General features: G+C 55.9%; 11 protein-coding genes and 1 pseudogene. 5 read left to right on the forward strand and 7 right to left on the reverse strand.

The window, feature by feature from the left end; translation table 11 throughout:
• Nucleotides 1-71: 71 nt before the first annotated feature.
• Nucleotides 72-1,223 (reverse strand): CMY2/MIR/ACT/EC family class C beta-lactamase, encoded by a 1,152-nt coding sequence (ampC, locus tag B9Y90_RS11865; protein WP_085541340.1) that lies wholly within the window; start codon nt 1,221-1,223, stop codon nt 72-74.
• A 128-nt stretch (nt 1,224-1,351) separates the two neighbouring features.
• On the opposite strand from ampC, the gene ampR reads away from it, so the two are divergent.
• Entirely contained in the window at nt 1,352-2,230 is an 879-nt protein-coding gene (ampR, locus tag B9Y90_RS11870; protein ID WP_039289528.1) for a LysR family transcriptional regulator AmpR, read from the forward strand.
• A gap of 26 nt (nt 2,231-2,256) precedes the next feature.
• Here ampR and rclA read toward each other — a convergent pair whose 3' ends face one another.
• Nucleotides 2,257-3,582, reverse strand: a complete 1,326-nt coding sequence (rclA, locus tag B9Y90_RS11875; RefSeq protein ID WP_085541341.1) for a reactive chlorine resistance oxidoreductase RclA — start codon at nt 3,580-3,582, stop codon at nt 2,257-2,259.
• 124 nt (nt 3,583-3,706) lie between these two features.
• Between rclA and rclR the strand changes: the two genes are divergently transcribed.
• A complete protein-coding gene (gene rclR / locus B9Y90_RS11880) occupies nt 3,707-4,564 on the forward strand; it encodes a reactive chlorine-specific transcriptional regulator RclR (protein ID WP_085541342.1) in 858 nt (285 codons plus the stop codon).
• 42 nt (nt 4,565-4,606) lie between these two features.
• On the opposite strand, the gene frdD is transcribed toward rclR, so the two are convergent.
• Genes frdD through frdA form a run of 4 tightly spaced genes read right to left on the reverse strand, consistent with a single transcriptional unit; the run spans nt 4,607 to nt 7,900 of the window.
• Nucleotides 4,607-4,966 carry a fumarate reductase subunit FrdD gene (gene frdD / locus B9Y90_RS11885; protein WP_085541343.1) on the reverse strand — a complete coding sequence of 120 codons (360 nt, stop codon included), beginning with the start codon at nt 4,964-4,966 and terminating at the stop codon, nt 4,607-4,609.
• Nucleotides 4,967-4,976: 10 nt separating this feature from the next.
• Entirely contained in the window at nt 4,977-5,372 is a 396-nt protein-coding gene (frdC, locus tag B9Y90_RS11890) for a fumarate reductase subunit FrdC (RefSeq protein WP_039289535.1), read from the reverse strand.
• Nucleotides 5,373-5,382: 10 nt separating this feature from the next.
• A complete protein-coding gene (locus B9Y90_RS11895; RefSeq protein WP_039289538.1) occupies nt 5,383-6,117 on the reverse strand; it encodes a succinate dehydrogenase/fumarate reductase iron-sulfur subunit in 735 nt (244 codons plus the stop codon).
• A complete protein-coding gene (frdA, locus tag B9Y90_RS11900; protein ID WP_085541344.1) occupies nt 6,110-7,900 on the reverse strand; it encodes a fumarate reductase (quinol) flavoprotein subunit in 1,791 nt (596 codons plus the stop codon). The genes B9Y90_RS11895 and frdA overlap by 8 nt, the downstream gene beginning before the upstream one ends.
• A 332-nt stretch (nt 7,901-8,232) precedes the next feature.
• Here frdA and B9Y90_RS11905 point away from each other — a divergent pair, with 332 nt between their 5' ends.
• The 3 genes from B9Y90_RS11905 (at nt 8,233) to epmA (ending at nt 11,121) form a co-directional block, all read left to right on the forward strand.
• Nucleotides 8,233-9,006, forward strand: a complete 774-nt coding sequence (locus B9Y90_RS11905) for an isocitrate lyase/PEP mutase family protein (protein ID WP_085541345.1) — start codon at nt 8,233-8,235, stop codon at nt 9,004-9,006.
• A complete protein-coding gene (locus tag B9Y90_RS11910; RefSeq protein WP_085541346.1) occupies nt 8,993-10,051 on the forward strand; it encodes a bifunctional transcriptional activator/DNA repair enzyme AdaA in 1,059 nt (352 codons plus the stop codon). Before B9Y90_RS11905 ends, B9Y90_RS11910 begins: the two co-directional genes overlap by 14 nt.
• 92 nt (nt 10,052-10,143) lie before the next feature.
• A complete protein-coding gene (gene epmA / locus B9Y90_RS11915; RefSeq protein WP_039289552.1) occupies nt 10,144-11,121 on the forward strand; it encodes an elongation factor P--(R)-beta-lysine ligase in 978 nt (325 codons plus the stop codon).
• 51 nt (nt 11,122-11,172) lie between these two features.
• On the opposite strand, the pseudogene B9Y90_RS27310 reads toward epmA, so the two are convergent.
• Nucleotides 11,173-11,316: pseudogene (locus B9Y90_RS27310) on the reverse strand (cysteine hydrolase); the annotation flags it as partial.
• Between the last annotated feature and the right edge of the window lie 89 nt (nt 11,317-11,405).

The following is an 11,405-nucleotide window of genomic DNA, read 5'->3' on the forward strand; positions in this document are numbered from 1 at the left end:
TGGCGACAGGAAATAAAGTGTGAGCGAAGCCGGAAATAATACGGCCTGTGTTCAACAGGCCGTGGTCATTTTTATTGCAGGGCTTCAAGAATGGCGTAAGCGGCTTTTACTCTCTCGGTATTCGGGTAGCTTTTGTTGGCCAGCATCACGATGCCCAGCTGTTTTTCTGGAATAAAAGCTACGTAGCTTCCAAAGCCGCCTGTTGACCCGGTTTTATGTACCCACGAGGCTTTAACCGCAGGTGCGGGAGGATCAATCAACGTTGCCGGGTGCGGTGCAAGGGCAACTTTATTGTCGCTGCCGTCAATAACCGTTTTCCCCTTCACCGGCCAGTTCAGCATTTCCCAGCCAAGCCCTTGATACATGCTGCCCACGCGCCAGTACCGGGACTGCGCAAGCTGGATACCCTGTGCTAGCGTTTTGTCCTCCAGGCGATTAGGGGCCATGTTGGCCTGCACCCAATGGGCCATATCTTCGATGCTGGATTTCACGCCGTAGGCTTCTGCATCCAGCATGCCCGGTGAGACGCGCACGGCTTTCCCGTCCCGGTAGCCCCAGGCGTAGTGGCTGTCTTCCGTTGGCGGAACGTTAATCCAGGTGTGTTTCAGATTCAGCGGTTTAAAGACGCGTTTTAACATCGCCTGTTCAAAGCTCATGCCTGACGGTTTCACCATCAAGGCTCCAAACAGTCCGATGCTTGCGTTGGCGTATAGGCGCTGCGTGCCCGGTGCCCACTGCGGCTGCCAGTTCTGGTAGAACTTCAGCAGTTCATCGCTATTGGTCACTTCGTCCGGCACCTGCAGCGGTAGTCCGCCGGCAGTATAGGTGGCAAGCTGCAGCAGGATGATTCCTTTCCACTGCTTGCCGTTCAGCTCAGGCCAGTATTTTTGCGCCGGGTCGTTAAGGCTGATTTCGCCACGTGCCAAAGCATCACCGCCCAGCACGCCAGTAAAGGTTTTACTGACCGAGCCCAGTTCAAACAACGTTTGCTGCGTTACCGGCAGGTTGCGCTGTAGATCGGCTTTTCCCCAGGTGAAATACAGCGGGTAGCCTTTATAGATAACCGCCACCGCCATGCCGGGGATCGCCTGCTCTTTCATTAGCGGGGCAACGGTGCGATTCACGAGCCTTTCAATCTGCAGCGCGGTCAGTTCTTTTTGAGCGGCAAAGCTGGAGCATGAGGCTGCAAGCAGCAGCGTCAGGCAGAGGGATTTTTTCATAATGGATAACCTTCCTTAGAGAGATGATAGCAGTCCGGGCCCGTCAGACGAGGCAAGTTTGTTGGATTTGACTCCTGGTGACAAACGATTAAATTTGGCATTAGGTTTAAGATTTTCTAACAGGTAAAGTGATGACCCGCAGCTATATCCCACTGAACTCCCTACGTGCTTTTGAAGCCGCCGCCAGGCATCTTAGCTTTACCCATGCCGCCATTGAGCTGAATGTCACCCACTCTGCCATCAGTCAGCAGGTAAAGGCGCTGGAAGAACACCTGCATTGCCAGCTGTTTGTGCGCGTTTCTCGCGGATTGATGTTGACCACGGAAGGTGAAAATCTGTTACCTGTGCTGAACGATTCCTTTGACCGTATCGCAGGTGTGCTGGACCGTTTTTCCGGCACTCAGGCGAGAGAAAAACTTAAGCTAGGCGTGGTAGGTACTTTCGCAACAGGCTTTCTGCTGCCGCGCCTTGAAGCTTTCCGTCGGCGCTATCCACATATTGACCTTCAGCTTTCGACGCACAACAACCGGGTGGATCCGGCTGCGGAAGGGCTGGATTATACGGTGCGATTTGGGAGCGGGGCCTGGCACGGAACGGATGCGATATACCTGTGTGATGCCCCGCTGTCACCGCTTTGTTCTCCGGCGCTGGCTGCTGAACTCCAGCGTCCGCAGGACGTGCTGAACCACACCCTCCTGCGTTCTTATCGGCGAGACGAATGGGCGGCATGGCTACAGGCGGCGGGAGAGGTTCCACCGTCGCCAACGCATCTGGTGATGGTGTTTGATTCTTCGGTCACTATGCTCGAAGCCGCACAGGCTGGGGCAGGGATTGCCATTGCCCCGGTCAATATGTTTACTCACTTGCTGAATAGCGAGCGGATTGTGCGCCCGTTTGAGACGGAAATCAGTCTCGGTAGTTACTGGCTGACAAAGCTCCAGTCCAGGCCGGAAACGCCCGCCATGAGAGACTTCTCCGGCTGGTTAGCCGGAGAGTGTGAGAACGCGTAGGACCTGATTGCCCGAACCTGGACGGGTTATTTTACCAACCCAAACAGGTCGTTAAGCGCTTCACTCATGGTAGGGTGCGTGAAAATTTGGTCGCGCAGCGTGGTGTAGGGCAGCCCGGCATCCATGACGGTTTTAATCAGGTTAATGATCTCATGAGAGTCAGGGCAGAGCAGCGATGCACCGAGGATCTCCTGCGTTGATGTGTCCACGATAGCTTTGAGCATGCCGCGTGTGTCGCCCATGACTCGAGCCCTTGGAATTGCCGCTACGGGAAGCGTAACGACCTGAACGGGTTTACCGCTAGCCAGGGCTTGTTCTTCAGTCATGCCGATGCGAGACAGCGGGGGCGTCATAAACACGGAATAGGGTACATTTTTTCTGTCCCCGGTATGGCGTTTGCCTTCGCCCAACAGGCTGTCACGCACGATACGGAAGTCATCGAGCGAGATATAGGTAAACTGTAGCCCGCCGGTCACATCCCCCATTGCCCAGATGTTGTCTGCTGAGGTTCGCAGATATTTATTCACCACGATGGCTCCACGGGCATCGACATCAACCCCGGCGTTTTTCAGGTTCAGGCTATCCGTAGCGGGTTTTCGCCCTGAGGCAACAAGCAGCGCGTCGACCTTGTGGAGGCTATCACTCGTATGCAAATGCACGGTGTTGTCGCGAGATTCAACGCGCTGAACCTGGGCGTTGAGGACCAATTCCACGCCTTGTTGTTGAAGTATATTGGCGATGGCTTCGGCTACGTCACGGTCTTCACGCGGCAAGAAATCTGCAGCGGCTTCGAAAATGGTGACCTTGCTGCCGAAACCGACAAACATTGAGGCAAACTCAACCCCGATGTAGCCGCCGCCCAAAATACCGAGGTGCGTTGGGAGTGCGGTCAGATTAAGCAATCCGGTGCTGTCATACACCCCTGGCGTAGTCGTCAGGCCGTCAATCGGCGGCAAAACGGACTGTGCTCCGGTATTGATAAATATTTTTTCACCGCGCAGTTCAATAGCTTCACCGTTTTGCTTCACGCGCACCGTGTGCTGGTCAACAAACTCGGCGTGGCCGTCGATAACGTCCACATTGTCCAGGTCGGCCAGCAAGTGGTAGTTTTTGTCGCGCAGGAAACTGATGACCGAAGACTTACGTGCAATAGCTGTCGTAAAGTCCTGATGCCGTTCTGCGTCGTGAACCAGCGTTTTGGTTGGGATACAGCCAATGTTGATGCAGGTGCCGCCGTACATGGCGGAGGATTGTTCGATAATAGCGACTTTCCAGTTTTGTTTTGCCAGGGTTGCTGCCAGGGTTTTACCTGCTTTACCAAAGCCAATGATGATTGCCTGATAGGCTTGCATAGGAGTTCTCCGTCAATGAGTCAGCCGTCGTGTTGATGGTTTTGATTCTGTTCCAATGGCAGCCGCGTGGTTTCTTCAGGTATCTTTAAATCCTGTCTTATCGTCTGATTTGTTGGAGTGATTGATGGATCCTCTCAGCCAGTTGATGGCATTCAGCACCCCACAGGGGTCGATTGATAAAAATTGCCTGCTAAGCGCGGGCTGGAGCCTGCCTCATGCGGCGGGATCGCTGGCGACCGTTCGCTGGCACACCGTTACGCAAGGGGCAGCATGGCTGGAGCTGCCTTCCGGTGAAAAGCTGACGCTGCTGCCCGGGCAGGTGGTTGTATTGACGCAAAACTCTGCGCACCGGCTGCGGCAGAAGGGGCAGGAAGAGACGTGGATCGTTTGTGGGAGCCTGCATTTATCTTCGGCTTCCCGCCATTTTTTGACGGCGCTTCCGGAGGCCCTGGTGATGACTCCCGAACAAGGTAGCCCCGAGCATACATGGCTGCTGGCGGCGGTTTCGCTACTGCAACAGGAAACGGAAATGCCACAGCCTGGTATAGCGGCGATATGTAGCCAGCAATGTGCCACGATAATTGCCCTGGGCTTGCGGCAATGGCTACGGGAAAATGCTCAGGACAAAAGCCAATTGAATTTGCTGCTGCATCCGAGACTTGGAATGGCGGTACAAAGCATGCTGAATGCACCGCAAACGCCCTGGACCGTTGCCTCGCTGGCTGAACAAGTGCACATGTCTCGTGCCAGTTTCGCACTGCTCTTTCGCGAGGTGAGCGGCACCACACCGCTGGCGGTTCTGACCCGTATAAGGCTGCAAACTGCCGCTCAGCAGCTCTCGCGTGAAGCAAGCTCGGTTATCACCATTGCGGATGCCGTAGGCTACGCCAGCGAATCGTCATTTCATAAGGCTTTTATGCGTGAGTTTGGCTGTTCGCCTGGGGAATACAGAAAGCGGGTGAAGGCGTTGGCGATGGAATAAAAAAGGCCCGCGCGAAAGCGAGCCTTTTGGTGCGCTGAACGCCTAGAGCGTCAGCAGGCCAATAATGGTCACCACCGTGAGAATAGCGGCCAGGCCGTAGAACACCCATTTCCCGGCCGGAATGTGGATCTTCAGGTCATGCATCGCATGGTGGATGCGGTGCAGACCACACCACAGCGGTAGCACAATCATCAGCAACAGGAACAGACGGCCAATCCAGCTGTGGGCGAAGGCATAAACGCGGTCAAAGCTCAGCGCATCGCCGGGGAACAGGCCGAGCGGCAGCATGATACCGATCAGCAGCACGATAACCGGCGCGAAAATCGCACCCCACATGCCGCCTGCACCAAACAAGCCCCAGAATACCGGCTCGTCGGAACGTTTTGGATTTTGGTTAATCACCTCAGCCTCCTTACCAGAACAGTGCTACAAGCAGCACAACGACAGTCACCAGTGCAGTGACAACCCACAGTCCCTTGATGACCGGCTCCGGCCCCATTTTCTCGCCCTTAACGATGACGTTAGCGGCCTTCGGCGCCAGCTCAAACCAGGTTTTGGTGTGCAGCACGGCGGCGGCAAGTGTAATGAGATTGAGGATGATCACCACCGGGTTTTGCAGGAAACCGACAAAGCCAGCCCAGCCCTCTACGCCGTGTTTCAGCGAGAAAAGGCCATAAATCAGCACGATGCTGAACCAGACTGTTGGAACCGAGGTGCCTTCACGCAGCATATAAAAACGGTAGAAGCCGAGTTGCCGCCACCAGGTTGGCGCCATGGGACGGACATAAGGCTTACGTTTCGTGGTCATGGTGCACTCCTTAGCGTGGTTTCAGGGTGGCAATCAAAAAGTCTTTCGAACTTTCGACTTTGCCCTGCTGGATGGCCGCGGCCGGATCGACGTGTTTTGGACAAACTTCGGAGCAGTAGCCAACAAAGGTGCAGCTCCACACGCCGTTTTGCCCGTTGAGCTGCGGCATACGCTGTTTCTTGCCGTGGTCACGGCTGTCCAGGTTGTAACGGTGAGCGAGGGTAATCGCCGCCGGGCCGATAAACTCAGGGTTCAGGCCAAACTGTGGGCAAGCGGCATAGCAGAGCCCGCAGTTGATGCAGCCGGAGAACTGATGGTATTTCGCCATCTGCGCGGGCGTCTGCTTGTTTGGGCCCTGATCCGGCGTGCGTGGGTTGCCAATGATATAAGGCTTAATCGACTCCAGGCTTTCGATGAAGTGGGTCATGTCGACCACCAAATCGCGCTCGATCGGGAAGTTTGCCAGCGCTTCAACTTTGATGCCGTTGGTGTATTCACGCAGGAAGGTTTTACAGGCCAGCTTAGGTACTTTGTTGACCATCATGCCGCAGGAGCCGCAAATCGCCATGCGGCACGACCAGCGGTAGCTGAGGTCCGGCGCGAGGTTATCTTTGATATAACCCAGCCCGTCCAGCAGCGAGGTTTGCTCGTCAAACGGCACCTCGTAGATTGCGCTATGTGGCTGGCTGTCCGTTTCCGGGTTGTAGCGCACAATCTCAATCTTCAGGGTTTGCATCTCAGCCATTTGCCTTCTCCTTTTTCTCAGCGTCTTCCGCTTCTGCGCCGTACACGCGTTTTGCTGGCGGCAGCGTGGTGATCTTCACATCGCTATAGTCGAGGCGAGTGGTGCCGTCGGCGTCGCGGAAGGCCAGAGTATGTTTAAGGAAGTTGACGTCATCACGCTTGGTATAGCCTTCGTCCAGGCGCTGGTGGGCGCCGCGCGATTCTTTACGTGCGAGGGCGGAGTGCGCCATGCATTCGGCAACGTTCAGGCCGTGGCCTAGTTCAATGGTGTACAACAGATCGGTATTGAAGACGCTTGAGGTGTCGGTAATGCGCACGCGTTTGAAGCGTTCCTGGAGCTCCGCCAGCTTGTCGACGGTTTTCTGCATTAACTCCGTGGTGCGGTAAATCCCGCAGCCTTCCTCCATGGACAGTCCCATCTCGTCGCGGATTTTCGACCAGTTTTCGTTGCCTTCCTGGTTCACCAACTGCTTCAGGCGGCCTTCAACATCGGTGGCCTGAGCGTTCAGCGCGGCATCGTTAGCCGGTTGCGCTTGTGCGGCGCGTTCCATTGCCTGCTCGCCCGCCAGGCGGCCAAAGACCACCAGTTCTGCCAGCGAATTAGAGCCCAGACGGTTGGCACCGTGCAGGCCAACGGAGGAACATTCACCCACCGCGAACAGTCCTTTGATGCGGGTTTCGCACTGGGTATCAGTCTCGATGCCGCCCATGGTGTAGTGCGCCGTTGGGCGAACCGGGATCGGCTCTTTGACCGGGTCGACGCCCACGTAGGCTTTGGCCAGTTCGCAGATAAACGGCAGGCGCTCAAGCAGCTTTTTCTCGCCGAGATGACGCAGGTCGAGGTACACCACATCGCCGCGTGGGGTGGAAATCGTGTTGCCTTTGCGCCACTCGTGCCAGAAAGCCTGAGACACTTTGTCGCGCGGGCCGAGTTCCATGTATTTGTTCTTCGGCTCGCCGAGCGGAGTTTCCGGCCCCATGCCGTAATCCTGCAGGTAGCGATAGCCGTTTTTGTTTACCAGAATGCCGCCTTCACCACGGCAGCCTTCGGTCATCAGGATGCCGGAACCCGGCAGCCCGGTTGGATGGTATTGCACAAACTCCATGTCGCGCAGCGGCACGCCGTGGCTCAGCGCCATGCCCATGCCGTCCCCGGTGACGATGCCGCCGTTGGTATTGTAGCGATAGACGCGTCCGGCGCCGCCGGTGGCCATCACTACCGCATTGGCGCGGATTTGCACCAGCTCGCCTTCCATCATATTCATGGCAACGACGCCGCGCGCCTGGCCGTCATCGACCAGGATGTCGAGCACGAAATGTTCGTCGAAGCGTTGAATTTGCGGGAACTGAAGGGAAGTTTGGAAGAGCGTGTGGAGCATATGGAAGCCGGTTTTGTCGGCGGCAAACCAGGTCCGTTCGATCTTCATTCCGCCGAAGCGCCTGACGTTGACGCTGCCGTCCGGACGGCGGCTCCACGGGCAGCCCCACTGCTCAAGCTGGGTCATTTCGGTGGGGCAATGGTGAACAAAGTAGTCAACCACATCCTGCTCACACAGCCAGTCGCCTCCGGCAACGGTGTCGTGAAAATGGTAGTCGAAGCTGTCGTGATCCTGCGCGACGGCTGCGGAACCCCCTTCGGCGGCAACCGTGTGGCTGCGCATTGGGTAGACTTTGGAAATCAGAGCGATTTTTGCCTGTGGATTAGCCTGGGCCGCCGCAATGGCTGCTCGTAGGCCTGCTCCGCCGGCGCCTATAATGGCGAGATCGGCTTGAAAGGTTTGCACGACATTCCTCCAGATTTTAGTAATTCGCAAAGCTATACGACCAAAGGGTATTCACTGCCCGAAAGGCGGTGGCTGCGAAAGGTGTATCCCTGCTCCTTTTTAGGTAGAGGAAGTATAACCGGAGGGATTTTAGGGAAATTTGATTTGTTCGATTTTTTTACTGTTCTACGGGACGATTAATTACCGCTGTTAATGAATTACGTCACAAAAATGAATGTTTAAATGGTGTAGTGCGAAGAAAAAATAGCGAAAAATAGTCGTCTGTTTTTCGGTTGTTGCCGCCCCGGCTTGAAGCACAGAATCTTTCCATTCTATAAAGGCAGGGGGTAAAAATGAGCTTCAGTCAGATGCATTATCAGAACACGCCATTGGTGCTGGCTAACGTTTGGGATGTCACCAGCGCTCAGGCGGCACAGACGGCGGGTTATCAGGCGTTGGGCACCTCAAGCGCGGCAATCGCCGATATGCTGGGCTACAAGGATGGAGAAGAAATACCATTTTCTGTACTCCAGGCCCTGGTGGGCCGCATACGTGAGTGCGTCAATTTGCCGCTTTCCGTTGATATGGAAGCCGGGTATGGGGCAGACACCGAAACGGTGGTGCGCCAGGCCATTCAGCTGGCAGCACTGGGCGTCGTCGGCATTAACCTTGAAGACAGCAAAGTTGAGCAGGGAGCGCGTCGTTTGCTGGATGCAAAACAGTTCGCAGCCCGCCTGAGCTCGATAAAGTCAGGATTAGACGCCGCGAAAACACCGCTCTTTATCAATGCCAGAACCGATGGCTTTTTGCTCGGCGAACCGGATGCGCTGAATCAAACGCTCGCCCGCGGCAGGCTATATCAGCAGGCGGGGGCTGACGGCTTCTTTGTGCCCTGCGCGACCTTGCCGGAAGATATTCAGGCGATTGCCAGCGCAGTTGATCTGCCGCTTAATATTATGTGTATGCCGGGTTTGCCCGACTTTAATCAACTGGCGGCGCTTGGGGTGAAACGCATTTCGATGGGGAATTTTGTGCACGCTGCGCTGAACCGTAAGTTACAGCAGCTGTTGCTTAGCCTTCGCCAACAGGGTGCATTTGACGAGATCTTTACCGATGAAAATCCTTGATATCGAGCAGTGTGATGCCTGGTACGAGGCGCTGGTGGCGCGTTCTTCCGAGCATGTTGGCGTTTTTTTTGTGGGTGTGAAAACCACCGGCGTGTTCTGCATTTCCAACTGCCGCGCCCGTAAACCTAAGCGGGGTAACGTTGAGTTTTATAACGACTTCAAATCCGCGCTTCACGCGGGCTTTCGCCCCTGCAAAATTTGCCGCCCCACCGAAAACGCCTTCTCTGCGCCGCCCATAGTCGAGCAGGCCATTGCCCTGTTCAGGGCGAGTAGTGAGAACCGGGTCAGCGATGGCGAGCTGCGGCAGCACAACATCAGTCCCGAGCGTCTCCGCCGCTGGTTTGTGCAACATCACGGGATGACTTTTCAGGCCTGGCAGAGAATGCTGCGAGTGGATATGGCATTGCAGGAGCTCAGGCGAGGGAAAAGCGCGACGGATGCCGCGTTTAACAGCGGCTACGATTCACTGAGTGGGTTTGGCTACACCTGCAAAAAACTCACTGGCGATTCCCCCAGTCGGGCGACAGACATCATCGTTATTCACCGTTTTACCACCCCCATCGGGCCGATGTTTGTGTGTGCCACCGAACAGGGCGTATGCCTGCTGGAGTTTGTTGACCGACGCGCACTGGAGCGGGAATTCGACGATCTGCAGCCGCGGCTCAACGCCCGCATCATCGCCGGGGAAAATAATCATACGCGGCAGACGGAGAAAGAGATCGGGGAATACTTTGCCGGAAAGAGACAACAGTTCACCCTTGCCTTGCATACGCCGGGCAGCGCATTTCAGCAAAAAGTCTGGCAGCAGCTCGATACCGTGCCTTATGGGGAAACGTCCCACTATCAGGCGCTGGCGATAAAAATGGAGAACCCGGATGCCGTGCGCGCGGTGGCCGGAGCCAACGGTGCGAACCGGGTAGCTATCGTCATTCCGTGCCACAGAATCATCGGTAAAAACGGCGCTATGACGGGATACGGTGGTGGCATTGCGCGGAAAAAATGGCTGCTGGAGCATGAGAAAAAATTTGCGCAACGCGGGCCATAAAACGCTCAGAATAAAATTCTCTGCGCAAAATTTGTCTCCTTTCCGTGATGCGGGTAGACTTCTCGGCCTTGCATAAATACGGAGACTTTCTCATGAGCGAAACGGCCACCTGGCAGCCGAGCGCATCCATCCCCAATTTGTTAAAACGCGCCGCCATTATGGCGGAGATTCGGCGCTTCTTCGCCGACCGAGGCGTTCTGGAGGTGGAAACACCCTGCATGAGCCAGGCGACGGTTACCGATATTCATCTGGTGCCGTTTGAAACCCGTTTCGTCGGCCCAGGCCATTCTCAGGGCATGAATTTGTACCTGATGACCAGCCCGGAGTACCACATGAAACGCCTGCTGGCGGCGGGCTGTGGTCCGGTGTTCCAGCTGTGCCGAAGTTTCCGTAATGAAGAGATGGGGCGTCACCACAACCCGGAATTCACCATGCTGGAGTGGTATCGTCCGCACTACGACATGTACCGCCTGATGAATGAGGTGGACGATCTCCTGCAGCAGGTGCTGGAATGCGGTGCAGCAGAAAGTCTGTCTTATCAGCAGGCCTTCCAGCGTCATCTGGATATTGATCCGCTGTCTGCGGACAAAGCGCAGCTGCGTGAAGCGGCGGCGAAGCTCGACCTGAGCAACATCGCCGACACAGAAGAAGACCGGGACACGCTGTTGCAGTTGCTGTTTGCTATGGGCGTAGAGCCGCAGATTGGTAAAGACAAACCGACCTTTGTGTACCACTTCCCGGCAAGCCAGGCTTCTCTGGCGCAGATCAGCACCGAAGATCACCGCGTGGCGGAGCGTTTTGAGGTGTATTTCAAAGGTATCGAACTGGCGAACGGCTTCCATGAGCTGACCGACGCCCGTGAACAGCAGCAGCGTTTCGAGCAGGATAACCGCAAACGCGCAGCGCTTGGCCTGCCGCAGCAGCCGGTGGACATGAACCTGCTGGCGGCGCTGGAAGCCGGCATGCCGGACAGTTCCGGCGTGGCGTTGGGCGTTGATCGCCTGATTATGCTGGCGCTGGGGGCGGAAAGCCTCGCCGAGGTCTTAGCCTTTACGGTGGACCGCGCTTAACGCCCGAAGACTTAACGTTAGAAGAAAATGGCCCCAAAAGGGGCCATTTTCTTAGCCCTTAGTCACGGGCATCTTCAATACTTCATCCGTGGTTTTAATCTCTGCAAACACGTCAGCTACCCCCGCCAGCGCCGCTTCCTGCAGCACTTTATGATCGACAACTTTGTTATCCCAGGTCGCGAGATCACGGTAAGCGCCCCATACTGAACGTGGCGTAAGGATTATTTTACAGAGGAGAGATTCCAGGGCAGCAGTTCATGTACCCGGTTTGAAGGCCTGTCGTT

Origin of the sequence: Cedecea sp. NFIX57 (assembly GCF_900177785.1) — a bacterium.
Taxonomy (GTDB): Bacteria; Pseudomonadota; Gammaproteobacteria; order Enterobacterales; family Enterobacteriaceae; genus Cedecea; species Cedecea neteri_C.

Excerpts from the sequence above, each read along its gene's own strand:
- ampR (WP_039289528.1), top strand. The coding sequence starts at position 1,352 with ATGACCCGCAGCTATATCCCACTGAACTCCCTACGTGCTTTTGAAGCC.
- epmA (WP_039289552.1), top strand. The coding sequence starts at position 10,144 with ATGAGCGAAACGGCCACCTGGCAGCCGAGCGCATCCATCCCCAATTTG.
- B9Y90_RS11905 (WP_085541345.1), top strand. The coding sequence starts at position 8,233 with ATGAGCTTCAGTCAGATGCATTATCAGAACACGCCATTGGTGCTGGCT.
- rclA (WP_085541341.1), bottom strand. The coding sequence starts at position 3,582 with ATGCAAGCCTATCAGGCAATCATCATTGGCTTTGGTAAAGCAGGTAAA.
- rclR (WP_085541342.1), top strand. The coding sequence starts at position 3,707 with ATGGATCCTCTCAGCCAGTTGATGGCATTCAGCACCCCACAGGGGTCG.
- frdC (WP_039289535.1), bottom strand. The coding sequence starts at position 5,372 with ATGACCACGAAACGTAAGCCTTATGTCCGTCCCATGGCGCCAACCTGG.
- B9Y90_RS11895 (WP_039289538.1), bottom strand. The coding sequence starts at position 6,117 with ATGGCTGAGATGCAAACCCTGAAGATTGAGATTGTGCGCTACAACCCG.
- B9Y90_RS11910 (WP_085541346.1), top strand. The coding sequence starts at position 8,993 with ATGAAAATCCTTGATATCGAGCAGTGTGATGCCTGGTACGAGGCGCTG.